We start from the raw sequence: 19,496 nt of genomic DNA, 5'->3' as shown, positions 1-19,496 counted from the left end.
GCAATCCACGGTAACAAGGGTCTGATTATGAAACGCCGATTCACCAATCGAAATGAAAAAAAAAGATCTGTCTCAACAAACGCTCTGCGGATCGAAACACTCGAATGTCGTCGGCTGCTCGCCGGAGATGGTCTTGAACCCATCGACGATGTGGCTCCGTTCACCGGTGCGATCATGGGCAGCAAGTGGGAGGATCTTGATAGGAATGGTGAGCGGGATGCAGGTGAGCCCGGATTGGCAGGTGTGCAAATTTATCTGGATGATGACTTCAATGGTGAATTTGACCTGGGTGAACCCACAACGCGTACTCGGCGTGATAATCCACTTACTGATGTCGACGAGTCGGGCACGTATCGTTTTCGCGGATTGGAATCAGGCCGGTATTCGATCCGTGAGGTTGTGCCTCGCGGTTTTCGGCAAACCTTTCCGCGTTTGTTGACGGACAACTTGGCGGATGGGGAGATCGGTGGTGGGCATGTGGTTTTTGTCCCGGCTGGTGAAACTGTTTCTGGGCGTGATTTTGGTAATTATCGCTTAGACGCCAAGCCGGCAAGCGCCCAAGGCTTCAAGTGGGAGGATCAAAATGGCGATGGCGTGCGCGATCCGAACGAAACGGGTTTGGGTGGCGTCATTATTTATTCGGATCTCAATCGCAACCGTCGCCAAGATCGGGGTGAGCCTTTTACCCGAACTTCGCGCGACAATCCGGAGACGGACTTCAACGAATCAGGTTTTTACACTCTGAGTGGCTTGCGACCGGGTGAACATGTCTTACGCGAAGTTGTACCAGACGGTTACCAGCAAACCTTTCCGGCAACTGCGATTGAAATTGATGGAGGTGGCGAAGCTGATGAATTCGCTTCGGTCAAACCTCGAAATTTGAATTTGAACATTCCCGCGGGTGACGTGGAAATAAGCGATGTTGCCATTAGCGTTCATCCGTTCTGTTTGGTCCCGATTGAGATCGACGTGGTTGCCAGCGATCCCACGGTAGAATTACGGAATTTGTCGGGTACTCAAGTCAATGGCTGCGGGGGTGACGTTTCCAACTTCGAAATCGGCATCTTGTCAAATGGTGAGCCGCGCAGGTTTCGGATCCAGTTTGTGAATGTTGCTTCGGGGGAGACGATCGGATCAATTCCCGTGCGACTCAATTCGAATCAGGTGCCGGGAGCTCATGTGGTTGAACTGGAGCCCGGTGCTGCCATCGACAATCTTGATTTTGGCAATCGGCCCAAGCCATCGAATGAGATTCAGGGAACCAAGTGGTTGGATGCCATACCGAATGGTATTCGCGACGACGACGAGCCCGGTTTGGAGGGTGTCAAAATCTACTTGGATCTCAACGGCAATGGGCGACTGGATCCACGCGAACCCTCGACGCTTACGGCACGTGATAATCCTCGGACGCCGGCGGATGAGACCGGTCAATACCGCTTCTCTCGTTTGACGCCGGGGGAATACCAAGTGCGTGAGGTGGTGCCGAATGGATTTGAACAGACGTTTCCCGGAATTGGAGCGGAGGTCCGTCGCTCGGTTGTCAGTCGACTGAATCCGGGCGTGGCGCTGGATCTCAACTTGACTGATGCGGAAGCTCAACTCAATGACGACGATACGATCGACGCAACGGTTGATGTGTCGGTCACTTGGCCCGACTCGTGCGGGACGATCAAGGTTGACGAAACGATGCAAGCGGTTGTGGGTCAACATTTACTGATCGAATTGAGTGGCCATCAGGTTGGCGATGCTTGTGCTGAGGTGATTTCAACAGAAACGATTCCAGTCGAATTCACATCGATCAAGCCGGGGCGCTATGATGTGGTGGTGACTTTGCGTGAGGATTTGCCCGAGGACAGTGCTCTGCCAACCTTGGCAACGGTCGGGTTGGTTTCCCTGGGAGGTGCTGGTCAACACACCGTCATGGTTGGCGCTGGGGAACTGATCAATGGGGTCGACTTTGGCAACCATTCGGAAGCCGAGACGGCGTCCATTCACGGGCAAAAGTGGCTTGACTTGAATGGTGACGGGATTCGAGGGCGAAATGAGCCAGCGGTTGCCGGAATCACCATTTATTCCGACCTCAATAGGAACGGCCAGTTGAATGAAGATGAACCCCGTGCCGTGACTTTGGCTGATGATCCCACGACGCGAATTGACGAAACGGGTCATTATTGGCTCGAGGGTCTCGATCCGGGGAAGCATTTCATTACTGAAATTCTCCCCGCTGGCTTCGAACGCACTTTCCCGCCGCAATTGCCTAGCTTAGAACCTTGGCCAGCCAACGAACCTTACCACTTCGATCTGTTGGCTGGTGAGGCACTGACTGGCATCAATTTCGGCAACCATCCTATCAAACAGGAATCGGGTGGTGTTCAAGGACTCAAATGGAGTGATTTGAACGGCAACGGAATCCGCGATCGGGGTGAGCCTGGTTTGTCGGGTGTAACGATTTACCTCGATGCGAATCTGAATAACCAGTTTGATGATGGCGAGTTGGCGAGTCGCTCGATGCGCGACAATCCGCTCACCAATTTCGATGAATCTGGATTGTATTCAATCAAGGGTGCAGATCCGGGCTTCTACATTGTCCGCGAGATCGTTCCTCCAGGATTTGAGCAGACTTATCCCGAATTGATGACTTGCAAGGCGATTTTCTGCATGGGGCGCGGCCACATCGTCAACATTGAAGCGGGACAAGGCATTAGCGGGCTGGACTTTGGTAATCAGCCCGTTAAGCAATCGGCTGGAATTCACGGCGTCAAATGGCTTGATCGTGATGGGGATGGCCAGCGCGACCGAGGCGAGCGGGGTTTGGCAGGGGTCACCATCTACTCGGACGTGAATCGCAATGGGCGTCGTGATCGAGGAGAACCTTCTGCTGAGACGATGCGTGATAATCCTGATACAGATCGCGACGAGAGTGGTATGTACCGACTGAAGGTTCCGGCCGGTGAGCACTTGGTGTTGGAAGTTGTACCGGATGGTTTCGAACAGACGTTCCCAAATCCCAATCGCCGCATCATGTTCCCGCTTAATTTGGGGCATGTCGTCCAGGTTGGCCCGCACTCAATCGTAGCGGGAATCGATTTCGGGAACCAACCCATCCGTAAGAGTGCTGTGGAAGGCGTGAAATGGGTTGACCGAAACGGCAACGGAATCCGCGAGCGCAACGAGCCGGGCTTATCCGGTGTCGTGGTCTTCTCTGACCTGAATGATAACGGACGTCACGATTCTGGTGAGCCAGCGACGGAGACACAGGTTGATGATCCGAACACGCGTTCCGATGAGATGGGGCATTACCGGCTGGAAGGCTTGCGACCTGGCGAACATGTGATTCGTGAAGTGGTTCCGCGGGGGTTCCAAGTAACATTCCCGTCGTCGGAAATCGTAATAGGTGACCAATCGAGTGAGGATTTGCGACCGGGTCGTGCCTTATCCTACGAACTGATTGATGCGAGGGCCGATCCGACCGCGAACGGCGAGTTTGGTCTAGCCCTGACATTCGAGGTAGTTTGGCCTAACGGTTGTGGCACTTTACTTAAGGATCGAGCCAGGGCGTCGGTGCAGGGTAATCGAATCCAGGTCGATATGTACGGCACACAAATCGGAGACATCTGTACGATGGCTCTCAAGCCAGAGCGACAAACGATTCGCGTCGATACAAATCGTCCCGGCTCCTACGCCATCCAAGCCTACCTGAATGAGAACGGAGGCCGTGATTGGTTGCCCGGATTCCAGTTGAAGGGCGAGGTGGCCATCGAGAAGGCAGCCAGCCATCACGTCACCTTGAAAGCCGGCGAAACACTCAAGCCGCTGAATTTTGGGAATCAGCCGATCCGTCGCTTCCAGCCGGCCGATTTTAATTTTGATGGCCGACTCAATGCCCTGGATATCGATCTAATGGGGATTGCAATTCGATCGAATCGAAATGCCGAGATGTACGATTTGACGGACGATGGTCGGGTCGATCAAAACGATTTTGAATTCATGATTCAAGATGTGCTGGACACGGAATTTGGTGACGCGAATCTTGATGGCTTCTTCAACTCGCGAGACTTTGTCGAAGTCTTTCGTGCCGGTAAGTACCAGGACGATGTGCAAGATAACGCGTCGTGGGCCGAGGGTGATTGGAACGGTGACGGCGACTTCGACAGTGCAGATCTGGTCTATGTCTTCCAAAAGGGCGAATATGGCAACGACCATGACGTGGTGGACGCCGCCTTCGCCGAATAACGTCAAATGGTGGTCAGCTTTCGACTCGTTGGTAGCACTTTCTTTTCGACAGTTCGGCGGAGCTTATCCATGCATCCGTCGGATTGTCGCTTTTGGGTTCCGTGTTGCTCCCGTGTGATCTGCAGTTCTGAGGAGTTCGACCAAATGATCCGACGGCTGCAACGGTCTTACAACGAACAGACGCGATGCGCGTGTGTTTTCGTCAACCAACACGATCGGCGACGCTTTCATCCCGGTTGACTCTTTGTCCCTGTTAAGTCACAAGACTTCGCGCCGTTGGATACAAGCGATTCCAACTTCTGATAAGGAAACGTCTGACCGTCTCAGGCCGGCGGCGTTCAAACCCGTGCTCCATGGTAAGTTGCTGCGGGTGCACCTTCGAGCTTAGCCTAGGGAGCGTCGGGCCGTTTGCGGGGGCGAAATTTGAGCTGCGCCGACCGTATCGCAGAGTGCCTTGCTTCGAAGCTGACCTCGCGAATGCCGATCGCGAAGCCAGATAATCTGATCACGAGCCGCACAAGCATGACTTACTAGCGGATCTTGGCTTGATAGTCGGATTCAACGGCGACACGGATGTTCCCTTTGCTGGCAACTTCGAACTGTCCTTGAGGTGGGCCATGCATTTCCGATGCGCCCACTGGCCCATTGAGTTGAACCGCCACCGTTCGGCAGGTGCCGATTTCGAGCACAAGCGATCCCCCCAAATCCATTTTGAGCGAAGCCGCTTCAGCGTTGTCTGCGATCAGACGGATGCGAAAAACGGCACATCTTTTTCCTCGCACGTTCTTTGTTTCCGTCAAACGTAGTTGGAATTGGGTGATGTTTTGTACCGTGTCAGGGAAGCCCAGTAGTTCCCGAGCGATTTGGTTGGGCAGTTGGATGGTTTCGCCAATCTGTATCTTTCGTTCGTTGAAAAAGTTTGCAATGGGATTCGGAAGGCCAAAGCTTTCCATGTTCTGTGCCACGATCGCCGTTTCGATTTCTGGCGGCGCGCTGCCATCGGGATAAGTAATTGCCAACTGATCCTCATTGCGCGTCACGAGATAAATTTTTCCTGTGACAGGTTGAGGGGAGGATTGGGGTGGATTATCGGCCGTTTTCAGGCCGACACTGGATTCTTCAAACTTGATTCTCGCTCGCGTCGGAGCTTGTTGGCCCACGTTCAGGATCGTCAATTCACGCAGCTGCTTCCGCTCGATTGTTTGATTCTGGGCTTGGACAACCTGGCCTCCCTGGCGAATCGACATTTCCATTGCCAAGTCGCATTCGATCGTCTGGCGCGACACATCGCCCGCTGCAGCTGGCTGCTTTTTAAACACAATAAGTTCACTGGCATTTGCCTGCGTGGGGCCGACATTCGCAGTGGCAGCGAGAAGAAGTGGGGTCAAAAGCCGAAACACACGAGACCTGTGAAGGCACATCCGTTTGCCCTTCTGCCGACGTTTGGCACTGTCAAAAGTACGAGGAAAGCTGCCCTTGGAACTACGATAGCCCTAATTGGAAGCCATTTTCGGCCAGATTGTTCGAAATTAGTCGCTGTGGGTCAAGGTTAATCCGGTTTGACGGATTGTTGGCCTAATTCGTCACTAAGTTAAAAGAATACGCAGCAAAAATCAGATCCGTATCAATTGCGCATTTTATTTGTCTTAACTGCAAACTATAATGAGGCTCGTGAATTTCCCAAGAATAATGGCTAGACTAGATGACTTGGTGACCACTAACAGGAACGCTGGAAGGGTGATGGAGCCGTGGCTGGTAAAGGTCTGCAAGCAAGTCGCTTTGAATACAAATATTACGTCGACGAAGGGCGTGCGAGAGCGATCGCCGAATTCGTTAAGAGTTATTTGGAGCCAGACGAGTTCTTGGTGAAATTCGGAGGCATTGGTTACCCTGTTTGCAGTTTATACCTCGATAGTTCAGGGTTATTACTTTACGATCAAACAATTCAGGGACAGAAGAACCGGTTCAAGTTACGAATCAGGTTCTATGACGACAACGATCAAAACCCCGCTTTTTTAGAGATCAAACGTCGGGAAACCGATGTGATTAAGAAGAAACGTGCGGCGATTACTCGAGAAGGAGCCAAGCTCGTTCTCACCGGCCATACGCCATCGCCAGATTACCTGTACGGTTCAAAGGTTTCGATGCGGGCGGCAGATGCGTTAGATGAGTTTTGTTATTTACGCGATCGGATTACCGCACATGGTTGTACCTATGTGTACTACCACCGCGAAGCATATGTTTCACCGGACAGTAATCAAATCAGGGTTACATTCGATCGTCAGTTGGAAGGGGGAGTTTACGTCCCCGGCACGGACTTAGCCATCCCGAGAAATAGTGCACGGCCAAAAATGGAAGGTGTCGTGTTGGAACTGAAATTTACGGATCGGTTCCCAAATTGGATGGAGATCTTGGCTGAAGATTTTAATCTTCAGCGTACATCCGTTCCAAAATACGTTAAGTGTGTGGATGCTCTTCGGGACAAACGAGTTCTCAAAAGTCCCGGGCATCGCCCTTCGACAATATGAGCAACTGGGTCGATTTACTCTTTTACAGCGACTACGATTCCATCGGTAGTCCAGAGCAAGCTTTGTTCTTGCTATTACTGGCATTTGTCATCGGACAAATGATCGGCTGGACTTATATGTGGACTCACCGGGTCCTATCGTATTCGCAAACGTTTACCGCATCACTGGTGGTGTTGCCGGTCCTTGTTGCATTGATGATGATGCTGATGGCTGGCAGTATGTTCATCGCGTTTGGATTGTTGGCGGTTTTCGCGGTGGTTCGATTTCGTAACGTGTTAAAGGATACGCGTGACACCTACTACATATTGTGGTCAATTGTCGAGGGAATGGCCGTTGGCACGAGGCAGGAGTCAACGGCTCTCGTCGGTGTATTTGTCGTCATTTTTATCTCGATCTACCTGCGAGTCACGCAATTTGGTAGCCGACAGCGATACGATGTTGTCTTAAATCTGTTGTGTGCAGCGGATGCCAACCTGAACACTGTTTTAAAGAGGCACAGTCGAAGAATGCAGTTAGCAGCTTCCCGCAAGGTCGGCGAAGGCATCGACATGTCCTACCGGTTGCAATTACGTGATCCGTCTCGAAGCCATGAGTTACAGACGGAATTGGAAAATACTGAGGGAGTACAACGTGTCTCTCTCTTCATGCGAGAAGACGAGTCGGAGGTTTAACGGGTGCCCCAATCTTCTCGTATTCCGACGCCAATCAAACAGCATTGGTACCGCTTTCGCTTGGGAGCGTTACCGGTCATCAGCTTTTTGCTGTGTGTCGCGGTGGTGCTCACGCTATGGGAGCGTCAGGCCTACAACGGATCTTTCGTCGGTGAAGTCCAGAGTGATCAGATGGACGTTATCGCTGATGTGAGCGGTGAATTGACCTTTCCGGATCCCGAGTACTGGCAACTGTTTGATACCGTAAAGGCGGGTGATCTGATTGCCCAACTCGATAGTCGCCCCACGCTCGCTCGTCTTCAAACTGTCCAGCTGCAATCGGCTAAACTTTCCGCCGATTTGCAGGCTGCTGCCAGCGATTTGCGGTTAAAGGAACTTGACATCGAGCAGCAGCATTCCCAGGAATTGTTGCGTTTGAAGTTGGATTATGAGAGCAAGCGGCTCGAATATGTCCAGATGTTGGCTCAAGATGAAAACGACAAGGCAAATTTCCAGGCGCTCCAAGCGGATGCGCGGGCATTGGAACGAGTCTCGCTCAATTCAGCGTCAGCCAACCTGCTAGAACTCCAACGTACTGCCAAGGTGCTGGAGGATCGAATTGTTGGCACTGAGGCCAACAAACTGCGGAACGAGTTGAAAAATCAATTGCAGCTCGCCAAGCAACGTCTTGATGCTGTCTCTGAAACAGTTCAGATGCCGGAAATTGCTTCCATGTTGGCGCCGATCGAAGCCGGTATTGCTGTGCAAGAGTCGTTGATCGAAGAGACCCGAATTGAGCTTGACCAGCTGCGGATCACAGCTCCAATTGATGGCGTGATCACCGCGATTTACCGTCGACCTGGTCAACGGGTTGTTGCCGGTGACCAAATTGTGGCAATTTCGGGTTCCCACTCGAACTACGTGTTGAGCTACGTTCGCGACACCAATCACACTCAGCTCCATCCAGGTATGGAAGTCCACTTACGTTTACGACAGGCGGGAAGTCCAGATTTCGTGACCGACATCGAAGAGGTCGGTCCGCGACTCGAACCGGTGCCCACAAATCAGCTCCGTGATCAATCGATGTCGGAGTGGGCGACCCCGATCAAAATCAGGATTCCGCAACCCTTGCGGGACGAACAGATCCGGCCTGGTCAGTTGTTAAACGTGATTATTCGGCAAGGACCCTCTCACCGAGCTCGCTAGCTCGTGACTGCTATCTGGTCAGTGGGGCACTCGCTTTTGCCCTTCGGTTGCTTTGTGTGGATATTTCTTGACGCACTCCATGGTCGTGACAAATAGGCTGCTTTGCGTGCTGGCTCTCGAAGTGGTGTCATTGATATTGACCCGTCTGCGAATAGGCCTTAGCTTCCGCGTCTTCTCTGATATTTGTGCGAATTCGAATTCCCTCACGGAATCAAAAGTGATGATCAAGAACCAAACATCTCCATCGAATCCGGTGCCATTTTTGGACATTGGACGGGAAAACCGTCCGCTGGATGCTGAGATTCAAGCTGCGATTGCCAATGTTTGCCGCTCGGGAAGCTTTGTTATGGGTCCAGAATGCAAAGAACTTGAAAAACGAATAGCTGCCGTTTGTGGTGCGAAGCATGGAATTGGTTGTGCTTCGGGAAGCGATGCTTTGCTGTTGTCGCTCATGGCGTACGACATTGGTCCAGGTGACGAAGTGATCGTGCCCAGTTTCACTTTCTTTGCGACGGCCAGCGCAGTCTGGCGTTTGGGTGCTAAACCCGTCTTCGTCGATATCGATCCGGTCACCTTCAACCTGGATCCAGTGGCGTTTGAGGCTGCCATTACTCATGCCACGCGTGGGGTGATTCCCGTGCATCTCTTTGGCCAACCGGCGGATATGAAGGCGATCAATGAAATTGCCACCGCCAAAAAACTTGTGGTGATCGAAGATGCGGCCCAAGCCATTGGAGCGTCCTGCGACGGTCAGCCCGTTGGTAGTTTGGGTGACGTTGGTTGTATCAGTTTTTATCCCACCAAGAATCTTGGCGGATTCGGCGACGGCGGCATGTTGGTTACTTCCAACGATGAACTCGCGGGCCGACTCAGTCTGTTGCGCAGTCATGGGATGAAGCCTCGCTACTTCCATAGTGAGGTCGGTATCAATAGCCGGCTCGATTCCATCCAAGCCGCTGTGTTGAACATCAAGCTGCCGCGACTGGAGCAATGGACGGCTTCAAGGCAGCAGCATGCTGCGCGTTACGGTGAGCTGTTCAAGGCGCAGCGACTGGAACGCTATCTGACGCTTCCCGTGGTGCAGAATGATCTTATACATGTCTGGAATCAATATACGGTTCGGGTGAATAACAACCTGCGAGATGAGCTGAGAGATTATTTGAACCAAGCCGGAATTGGTACGGAAGTTTACTATCCAATTCCCCTTCATCAACAAGCTTGTTTTCAATCTCTTGGCTACTCGGACGGAAGTCTACCTGTGACCGAGCGCGCGGCAAAAGAAGTTTTGAGCCTGCCCGTTTTCCCCGAACTCAAACCGGCGGAAATCGAAGCGGTCGTTGCACAGGTTGCACGATTTTTTCAGAGTCGCATACCGAATCTGCCTACCGGCGTTTCGCCGGGCATCATGACCAACGCTTAGGAACTCATTCCTCCAGTTACCTAAGCCGAAGCTCGTTGCGTCCGTCCAAGCGGGTGACGATTTATCATCCGAATGCCTTGCCCGCGCAACGAGCTGGTAGGTTGCTGCGGCGGGTGGACGGATGGCTCTGCCAGTCGCTGTTTCGAGCGGCTTTCTTCCGAGCGGCTTTCTCTCGTCTCGCTCGAACCTCAAGCAAATTCTAAGCCCCCTTCGATCTCCGATGATCGGTAGGAGCCGGTTGACTGATACGACTGACACAATACGGGTCGTCGATTGATCGGTCCTGATGCGTGGTGTGGCAAAGTAATTCAGGTGAGTGGACTTTACGGACGATGAATGGTTTTATTCGTTAGGGGGTGTGCGCAAAGTACTCGCCCCCGCCACGTTGGAGTGGCATCTTATGCATGGATGGCGGTTCGATAGAAAAATGTTGCCGGTTGGATCAAGTGTTGAAACCTATAACAAATCATCTCAAGCTACATGTCGGTGACAACCTTTCGGCGGACTTAGAATCTCGCTTGGATTTGCCCGGTATAAATAAGTTCATCTCAGCCTTTGAAAAACTCACCGGTTGGACCCTTGCTTGTCAGAAAGAGGAGCCTCGCCCGGCGGAACGTGCGTTGGGACGCCTGGCGATGACGCAAGCGGGGGAACTCGAATATCTATGTTTAGCGCCTCAAGCGACGACGGACCCGAGTGAAATTCCTCAGGAGGGTCGGGACTTGGGTCAGAGTCTCAGTCGCATTTTGGCAGAGTTGCAGACGACACGGCGGGCCCTCTGGCAACGGGAAGCCGAATTGGCGACTGCCGTCCCCGTGGTTTCTCATCAGGAAGACGTATCCGAGTTAGGTTTGCGTTTGCAGTCGATTTTGCGAGGTGCCGTTGAGGGACTCGAAATGTCGGCTGCCGCCTTGTATCTGTTGGATGATTCGACTTCAGAGCTCAAGCTTCGGTCGCACTGGGGGCTGCCTAGCCTTCGATTTGTTGAGCCGGCCCGCCCGCTGCGTGGATCGATGGCTGACCTGGAGGCGTTAACGGGGCATGCCGTCGTGATGGAAGACACGCGGCTGTTTGCCCATTGGAATATTCCGGAATCGTTTTTATCAGCCATTTGCGTTCCGGTCACCGGCGCCAATGCTATCCTCGGTACATTGTGGCTGTTCTGCGATCGGTCTCGCGATTATTCCTCCCGCGAAACCCAGCTGGTGGAATTGATGGCTGGCCGGATCGCCACGGAGATCGAGCGACGAGTCTTATTGAATGAGTTTGACCAAACTCGAGCCTTGCAGACACAATCGGATCAAGTTGCCCAATGGTTAGATGAACGCAGTCGACTGATTCCACCGATGATTGAGGGGTGGGCGGCGTGCAGTGCTGCGACTCAGTCTCCGGCCTCTTCAGGAAACTTTCACCACTGGCGGCTCCTTGAAAACGATGACCTGATGGTGGGGCTGGCAGGGTTGCCGGGCGCGGCTGCGGGCGTGATGACTGGGACGCTGCTTCGCGGTGCCTTGCAAGGGCAGCTTGGCTACAACGACCAAGTTGGCTCGATTCTGCAGAATCTGAATCAGGTTGCCTGGTCCAGTTCGCCCAGTGAAGGGGTGGCGTCAATGTTCTTGGCTCGAATTGATACCAAAAATGGCTGGATCGAATCGTGTACGGCCGGAGCGATGGATGCTTACATTCTAAGACCTCATGGTTGGGAACCGATTGTTCGGGATGGAGCACCTCTGGGAGCTGAACCCGAAGTGCAGTTTGCCACTCAGCGGCACCAGATTGCACCCGGTGATGTCTTGGTCGTCATGAGTGACCAACAGTTCGATGCGAATGAAATCGGGGTGAATACCACACGAATTGCTGAAACGTTGTTGCGCCATATCCATCTTTCGCCAACGGAGATTTCTCAGATGGCGATCGAGCTGATGAATGAGCAGGTGAGTGACGAGCGGAATCGGTCCGTGGTTGTGGTCAAGCGACAGGAATAAGTGCGGAGCTGGTAGTCCTCAATACCGGCCGACGAGACATCGGGTTGACCACCCGACGAAAGCGTTTTAGAGTAGGTCATAAGAAGAGGCCCAACTTTAACAGGGGCCTTCGAAGCGCGAGTGGCGGAACTGGCAGACGCGTATGGTTGAGGGCCATATGCCCGCAAGGGCGTGGAGGTTCGAGTCCTCTCTCGCGCACTTTCGATAAGCAAATCGTAACAGGCACACAAAGTGTGCCTGTTACGATTGTCAAACGTAGACTCGTTGGTTGTAGATGTACCACTCAATCATCAGCACAACCAATCCGGCGAGCAGCAACCATTTCCAAGCTTCACGGCGGGTTGTTTCCCAGCTTTTCTGGCCTTGAATGTCGACCGGCCCCGTTCTCAGCTCTGAGTCGGGGGGAATATCGCTCTCAACGACGTCGAACAGATTGATGCTAAATCTCTGACTGATCTGGCTGTTGTTACCTTCTTGCACTCGATAGACGCCAAGCTGATCGGTGCCGCCGTAGAGAAAAGTGTTTTGTCCGCCTCGCTGAATGGTCGTGGACTTTTGGCTGGGATCGATTACGCGGATTTCTTCAACCGGTGCACGGGTGCGCAGTCCAATGGGTTGTCCCGGTCGACTGCTGAGCTGAGCGGTTTCAACCTTGGAACCGCCCAAATAGGTCAGGACGTTGCCGATGAAGATTGGAAAGCTTGTTCGAATTGGCCAGTCGGTGTTGGCATAGGTTTCACCTGCGTCGTTCTGACCAACGATTTCGAACCCTTGGACAAGGTCTTCAAACCCTTCCCGTGGTGCGATGCCCATGATTGCGCCCAATTGGGTGTCAATCAGCATGCTGCCCCCTGCCGGTAACGTCAGCGGAGTACCTTCCACGATGTATTTGACGTTGCCCATTTCAACGAATCTCATCAGCGGATGCGATTGATCAATATCGATGATTTGCGGAACGGCTTCTGTTGGTTCACTTGCCCAACGTGGGTCGGGAGGTAACACGCCGATGAAATAAGTGTTGCACGGCGGCATTTCTTCCGGGCGACATTGGTCGTAGATGATCAAGTCATATGCCCCATTGTTTGCCATTTGAAGGTAATTATCCGTGTCGAGTTGGTCACTTGGGAGTCGATCGACAACTGCCAATTTCTGAGCAAAGGTCGTCTCGAGCACGGTTTCCAAAGCATCGTTTCGGGGCGAAATGTAGAGGACTCGAGCCCGGCGCCGTGGATTGACAGCGGCATAGGCTTCGTTGTCGACCATCAGATCATCGGTCTCTTCGATCACTAATTTGAGTTCGCCCGTTTCGATCGCATCAATGATAAACTCAACACCGCCGATTCCCCCGGCAGGTACCTCGATTCGCGCTGCGTCCAAGAGTGTGTCCGAGCCATCCAGCGTGAGATTAACGGTTACCGTCCGATCTTGTTCGCCGAAGTTTTGCAGTTGAGCGAAGATCTGAAGTTCGTCTGGTTTTTCCTCGGATTGCCCGGTGCTAAAGGCAACGATGCCAATGTTCTCGGCCTTAGTGCTGCCTATGGGGCGGTAGACGGGAGTCAGATTACCCATCGAAAAGTTGGGTTCGCGGTTCAGGCGGCCGTCGCTGAAAATCACAATGGTCGCGGGCTTTGCTTCTGCTGCCGCCACGTCTGAATCATCAGTTCCGCTCCGTCCCGGGTTGGCGAGTCCGGCAGCGACGCGTAAGGCTTCGTCAATCTCCGTGGTTCGATTTGTTTGCTTGATATTTCTGATTCGTCGTCGTAGCAGCTGTCGATTGTCCGTAAACGGTTGTTCGACAATGGCGCGATCTGAAAAGCTGATGATCATTGCGACGCTGCCCGTTTTGAGTTCCTGGTCGATGAGTTCGATCAGTTCGGTCTTGGCGGATTCGAGTCGGGTTGGCTTGAGGTCTGTTCCCGCCATACTCGCGGAGGAGTCGATCAAAAAGATGTAGCGGTCAGCACTGAGCTTGCTGCCCTCCCAGCTGGGGCGGAGACAGGTGAGGATCGCCAATAACAGCAATAAGAGCTGTAAGAAAAGTAGGATATTCTTTCGCAGTCGTTGCCAAAGACTGTTCACATGAAGGTCTTCGAGCGTTCGATGCCAAAGATAAGTACTGGGGACTTCCAGCGGCTGACGTTTCAGCTTCAAGAAGTAAAGCAGCACGATTAACGGCGGTATCGAAAGCAGTGTCAGCCATTGCCAACCATTTAACGCACCGAAGGATCGCGTGAAGAAATTGGTAAGAAGACTGATCATCGCACCAATCCCCGTTGTCGAAGATAACTACTGACCAGCCGATCCACCGGCATTTCGGTGTTCGCCATGATGTAGGTAATACCGCGTCGATTGCAGAATTCGCGGGCACCATTGACAAAGGATGCCAGTGTTTTTTGATAGCGTTTGAGCAGCGGGCGGCTGGCGGTGATTTCGGCAACGTCAGCATCCTCGCAATCCACCAGTTTGAGATCGCCGTTGATTTCCGGATTCAGTTCCTCGGGAGACAGCACATGGATCAGGTAGATATCAAGATTTTGGGAAAGCAGATAACGCAACGCCGTTTCATAACCTGCCTTGTCCATGAGGTCGGTGATTAACACGAGGATGCCATTGCCGCTGTTTTGTAGGCAGAAATTCTTGATGCCCAGTTCAAGGCTCACATTTTGATTCGGCTGGATCGATTCCAGGTATTGCGTCATCTGCCAGAGACTGTGTCGACCTCGCAGTGCGGGTGAACGGGGGCCGAGATCGGTGGATAACACATCCAATTTGACTCGGTCGGTACGACACAAGCCAACAAAGCCCAACGCGGCTGCCAGTTGTTTGGCGTATTCCAGTTTGGTCGGATCGCCAAACTCCATCGACGAACTTGCATCGAGCAAACCGAAGAAATGCAGATCTTCCTCTTCTAAGAACATTTTCAGGAAGAGGCGGTCGAGTCGTGCGTAGAGATTCCAGTCGATAAACCGCAGGTCGTCGCCGGAGACATAATTTCGGTAATCGGCGAATTCGACACTTTGTCCCTTTCGACGACTCCGCCGCTCGCCTTTCACACGTCCACGAAAGATCTTGCGGCTAACAAGCTCCAGACGCTCCAGTTGCGCTAGTAATTCGGGACTCAGGAGCGGCTTTGATGCACGCGAATTGATCACAGGAGAATTCTCTCGACAGGTTGCAGAACGGGACGTAGCCGAAACGGATTAGTTAGCGACAGTTGCCGTTGCCGGAGTATCCTCTGATTTTTCAGGGAGCTTTTCCAAGATTTCTAAAAGCACGCTATCCGTGTCGACACTTTCGGCTTGGGCCTCGAAATTCAAGATCACGCGGTGACGCATGGCGGGTAGGAATACCCGCCGCACGTCCTCAAAGCTGACGTTGAAACGACCTTCCAGTAACGCTCGGACTTTGGCTGCCAAGGCGATGGTCTGAGCACCGCGTGGACTGGCTCCCCAACGGAGATACTGATTTGTAATTGGTAAAGCAAAGGGGCCTTCCGGGTGCGTTGACAGGACGAGTCGGACGATGTAATCCTGCACGTGTTCCGCCAGAATTACTTCGCGAATCAGCGATTGCCATTTGACGATTTCTGCACCGTCCATCACCTTTTGGGGGGTGATACTGGTCCCAGTGGTTGTGCGATTTACAATTGCGTTCAATTGTTCTCGATTGGAATAGCCGACAACCAGTTTGAAGAAGAAGCGATCTAACTGAGCTTCTGGTAAGGGGTAAGTTCCCTCCTGTTCGATTGGGTTTTGCGTCGCCATGACAAAGAACGGTTTGTCCAGTTCGTACCGATTTCCGCTTGTGGTGATTGTGCCTTCCTGCATCGTTTCGAGCATGGCGGATTGTGTCTTGGGGGTCGCTCGATTGATTTCGTCGGCGAGACAGATTTGAGTGAACAGCGGTCCTTTTTGAAACTCGAAAACCCGTTTTCCATCCGGTGAGTCGACAACCATGTTGGTGCCGAGAATATCTGCGGGCATCAAGTCGGGTGTGAATTGAATGCGTGAAAAATCCAGGTTGAGTGTTTGGGCGAGGGTCCGAACCAGCATGGTTTTTCCGAGTCCCGGCACGCCTTCGAGCAAGCAGTGTCCCCCCACGAAAAGGCAGGTTAACACACCGTGCACAATCTCATCGTGTCCGACGATGACGCGGCCAATTTCGTCCTTGACCGTCTGGTATCGTTGACGGAAGTCTTCCGCTTGCTGCTGCATATTCTCACCGACGCCCATGTCGTGTTCCTTTCCTGTACGCGAAAACCCCCCAGGGACTGCCTGGCTGATATCAATTGGTCATTTGGCTGTTGTGAATCAACGCCTTTCGACGGAGGACTGCTCGAGCCGCTTGCTGCGATCGATCGCCAGCCGAACCTTGGTGGCAAAACGATGCTTCGACATTCTACCTACTTTTTCTGATCGTCACCGCGACCTTTCAACGCACGTCGTTTCGCCTTTAACAGGCGGGAAGTGTAACTCTCTTTTTCGGCCTCTTCGGGCGTCAGTGACGATTGACGGTTTCGCTCGGCGGACTTGCCGTCGGTTGCCACTTTGGTGTCGTCGGTAAGGATAGCCGGATCGATCTCGTTGTCGGGGTCGGCTTCGAAACGTATTCCTGCCCGCTTTTCGTCGATCTGACTGTCGATTGCCTGTTTTGTGGTTCGCAACCTTGCCATTCGTTCATCAGCGACGGGAGCCGATTCGCGTCTGAGCAACCAATCTTTCCCTTTCGACCAAATGGGTTCCAGCCAGTCAACGCCCACGTTTACGCGCCGGACGAAGATGTCAGCCAGGAAGACACAGGACGACAACAAGACGAGCAGCGGCCAAATGTCCGAACTGCTGATTTGCTTGGCCAAGTCCCTCCGGAAACTGTTGGCATCCGACCGATTCAGCGCGTCGGCGCCGTCGGCATTGCCGTCAATAAGTTGTCCTTTTTTGCCGCCGCTGGGCACCATATTTGCCAACTGTTCTAGCAAGGCCATGTTGGTTTCGCGGTCGCGAAATTCGGAGGAATATGGCACATTGATCCCCGTTCGAATCGGCGTTCTGCCAGCGCCGGGCGTTACGGTGAGGAAATAGCTGCCTGCTTGATTGCCTTCGAATTCACCCACGTAGCGCCCCGGCGCCTCTTGGCGAATGACGATGGATTTCGAATTCATGTCGGGGTCAACCACAGATGCTGACATATTGAGAAAATTGAGCAGTTCATCCTTCTTGTTCAAAGCTGTCACGATGACTCGTACTTTGCCATCCTTCGCATTGGTGGCGACCGTGAAGTTCCCAGCATCGCCCGTTGGTCGCATCGACCAGCGAACCAACTGACTAAACAGTTGGTCATAGCCCTCCCAGCCGGTCCAGTTGTTAGCCCAACGTTTCCCCGCATCGGTGGTGAGCACGGCGGTGCGTCCCAGCCCATAGGTCCAACTGGCCAAGATTGTGGCGTTCTTTTCTTGAACGGGATCAGGTGAGATGAGAGATACTTCGACCAGGTTATTGTCTTTCAGCCGGGTCAACACGAATCCTGAAATGGACGGCGGTGGCGAGTCGATCCCTTGGAGGATTTCATGGTCTTGTTTGATGCGTGGTTGCACCACCTTTTCTTTCACGAGCGGTCGAGCCACACGACGCGCTTCGCGTTGATAGATACGAGGCAGTGCCTGGGGATTACGGACCACGTAGTATTTGCCGCCCGTCGTCGTTGCGATGCGTTTTAGTTCCTGGTGACCGGCCGGACCGTGCGTGCCGACGGCGACGGTTGTGACTTTCACCTCGAGTTTCTTGAACGTGTTCAAAACCGCTCGGCTGGCCGGTGCAGGGTCGCCGTCGCTGATTACGATCATGTGTTTAATGGCCGCCTGTTTGCAGTTGCCGAAGGCAGCTGCTGCCATTTTTAGCGAGGGATCGAAATCGGGCATGTCGCCGGGGGTCATGCGACTCAGGCGAGCGATCATACGACGCCTATTGGGACCTACTTTGATGAGTCCTTGCGGGTGGCCCCACAGCCATTCTTCATTTCCGTTCCAGTGAACTACGCCGCAAAAGTCTTGCGGTCCGAGCGATTTCAGCGCTTCTTCCCCGATTTTTTTCTGCCAGTAATTGCCCTGAGCCATCTCGGAAGCGTGCATCACCATTGCCAGCGCACCAACGGGCACAACTTTGGCGTTTTGTATTTGGAAATCAACGGGCATCGCTTTTTCGATTTCCGTGTTTGACCAACCACCCGCACCGAAGCTATTGGGTCCGCCAAGCATGATCAATCCACAGCCCATGTCGTGGGTATTTCGAACTAACATTTCGATTTGGTCATCACTAAAGTTCGTGATATTGATTTCATTGCCGCTGCTGCGAGGTACATTGGCGAGGATGACGGAATCGTAACGTTGTAATTCGGCCAAGCTGGTGAACAATTCATTGCTGCCAATCACTGTGACCTGAATGTTCGCGTTACGCAGGCGATCGACCAGGAAATCGAACTCTCCGGGATGCTCCCAATCTTCAATCAAAAGCACGTGGCCCTGTCCCAATACGTGGGTGAATGCCGTCGCGCGATTGTTTTCCGTCATCACGTCGTTTTGAGGGTCGTCGGGGACGAAGATCGCTTCGTATTCGTAGAAGTCAGGTTGCGCAATCTCATTGTCGAACCGGTAGACATTCTTGCCGGGCTGCAGCACAACGGGCTGCTCACTTAAAGTTTCAACACGCTGCCCCATCCGGCGAGTCAGCTTCATGGTGCCTGCCACTTCACCCGCATCATTTTCTGTCGGTTGAAAAACGTTGTTGACCACTACCCGCGCTTGAAAGGGTTGGCCCTTTCGAATGTCTGTCGGTAAGGTAACTCGTTCTACGAAAACTTCGGGTCGATCACCCAGGCTGATTGGAACGACGTCGATTCCGACGCCGTCTTGGGCCAATAATTGGGCCATCGCCTGTGCGTCACCTACGTTTTCGTTGCCGTCGGTGACGACCACGATGCGCCGCGACGAGTCCTCTGGGAAAGTTGCTTGGGCCAACTTCATCGCCGATGCCAAGTTGGTGGCATCCGTTCGAAGGTCAAAGATACTTTCTAGCTGGCCAAGAATTGGCAAATCAGCCTGCAGCGGAGGTACTTCGATGTTGGCATTTCGACCAAAGACGATCAACGCCGCACGATCATTTTGCGAGTCGTCACGTTGCTCGCGAACTGCCTCTTTCACATATTCCACCATCGCATTTCGCTGTGTTGGGGGAATACTGGCCGATTGGTCCAATAAATAGATGACCGTCATGCCGTCATTGACTCGCAAAAATTGCATTTCGGCGAGTGCCAACACAATCAGTGAAAATACAAACGATCGCAATCCGATTGCGATCCATCGGCGAATGGGCCCCAGGCCGCTCAAACTGTGATAACTGAACACCCAGATTAGTGGCAGCAATAGAAGCAGCAGCAGGTAGCCCGGCTGATCGAACATGTCGGTTATCGAAAACATGGCGAA

11 protein-coding genes and 1 tRNA gene are annotated in these 19,496 nt (G+C 52.9%); 7 read left to right on the top strand and 5 right to left on the bottom strand.

What is annotated here, in order from left to right:
- Positions 1-27: 27 nt before the first annotated feature.
- Entirely contained in the window at positions 28-4,233 is a 4,206-nt protein-coding gene (locus P8N76_03130; GenBank protein ID MDG2380641.1) for an SdrD B-like domain-containing protein, read from the top strand.
- A 530-nt stretch (positions 4,234-4,763) separates the two neighbouring features.
- Here the strand turns inward: P8N76_03130 and P8N76_03125 are convergent.
- Positions 4,764-5,552, bottom strand: a complete 789-nt coding sequence (locus P8N76_03125) for a hypothetical protein (GenBank protein MDG2380640.1) — start codon at positions 5,550-5,552, stop codon at positions 4,764-4,766.
- A gap of 429 nt (positions 5,553-5,981) precedes the next feature.
- Between P8N76_03125 and P8N76_03120 the strand changes: the two genes are divergently transcribed.
- The 6 genes from P8N76_03120 to P8N76_03095 all read left to right on the top strand — a co-directional run bounded on the left by P8N76_03120 (position 5,982) and on the right by P8N76_03095 (position 12,220).
- Positions 5,982-6,761, top strand: a complete 780-nt coding sequence (locus tag P8N76_03120) for a polyphosphate polymerase domain-containing protein (GenBank protein ID MDG2380639.1) — start codon at positions 5,982-5,984, stop codon at positions 6,759-6,761.
- Positions 6,758-7,432, top strand: coding sequence for a DUF4956 domain-containing protein (locus tag P8N76_03115; GenBank protein MDG2380638.1), 675 nt, complete (start codon positions 6,758-6,760; stop codon positions 7,430-7,432). The genes P8N76_03120 and P8N76_03115 overlap by 4 nt, the downstream gene beginning before the upstream one ends.
- Positions 7,433-7,435: 3 nt before the next feature.
- Positions 7,436-8,617, top strand: a complete 1,182-nt coding sequence (locus P8N76_03110; GenBank protein ID MDG2380637.1) for an HlyD family efflux transporter periplasmic adaptor subunit — start codon at positions 7,436-7,438, stop codon at positions 8,615-8,617.
- Positions 8,618-8,837: 220 nt separating this feature from the next.
- Positions 8,838-10,037 (top strand): DegT/DnrJ/EryC1/StrS family aminotransferase, encoded by a 1,200-nt coding sequence (locus P8N76_03105; protein MDG2380636.1) that lies wholly within the window; start codon positions 8,838-8,840, stop codon positions 10,035-10,037.
- A 449-nt stretch (positions 10,038-10,486) separates the two neighbouring features.
- Complete coding sequence (locus P8N76_03100; GenBank protein MDG2380635.1) at positions 10,487-12,022, top strand: SpoIIE family protein phosphatase; 1,536 nt, start codon at positions 10,487-10,489, stop codon at positions 12,020-12,022.
- A gap of 114 nt (positions 12,023-12,136) precedes the next feature.
- Positions 12,137-12,220: transfer RNA gene (locus P8N76_03095), tRNA-Leu, on the top strand.
- A 51-nt stretch (positions 12,221-12,271) separates the two neighbouring features.
- On the opposite strand, the gene P8N76_03090 is transcribed toward P8N76_03095, so the two are convergent.
- From P8N76_03090 to P8N76_03075, 4 genes are all read right to left on the bottom strand, one after another.
- The gene (locus P8N76_03090) at positions 12,272-14,281 is read right to left on the bottom strand and encodes a BatA and WFA domain-containing protein (protein ID MDG2380634.1); all 2,010 of its coding nucleotides are present in this window, start codon (positions 14,279-14,281) and stop codon (positions 12,272-12,274) included.
- Positions 14,278-15,174, bottom strand: coding sequence for a DUF58 domain-containing protein (locus P8N76_03085; GenBank protein ID MDG2380633.1), 897 nt, complete (start codon positions 15,172-15,174; stop codon positions 14,278-14,280). The genes P8N76_03090 and P8N76_03085 overlap by 4 nt, the downstream gene beginning before the upstream one ends.
- Before the next feature lie 48 nt (positions 15,175-15,222).
- Positions 15,223-16,254: a MoxR family ATPase gene (locus tag P8N76_03080; GenBank protein MDG2380632.1), complete on the bottom strand. Its 1,032-nt coding sequence runs from the start codon at positions 16,252-16,254 to the stop codon at positions 15,223-15,225.
- Between the two features lie 170 nt (positions 16,255-16,424).
- Entirely contained in the window at positions 16,425-19,490 is a 3,066-nt protein-coding gene (locus tag P8N76_03075) for a VWA domain-containing protein (GenBank protein MDG2380631.1), read from the bottom strand.
- Positions 19,491-19,496: the final 6 nt, after the last annotated feature.

This window comes from Pirellulaceae bacterium (assembly GCA_029243025.1).
Lineage (GTDB): Bacteria > Planctomycetota > Planctomycetia > Pirellulales > Pirellulaceae.
Note: the sequence above shows the minus strand (reverse complement) of the source record. Positions and strands in the feature narration are given on the sequence as shown.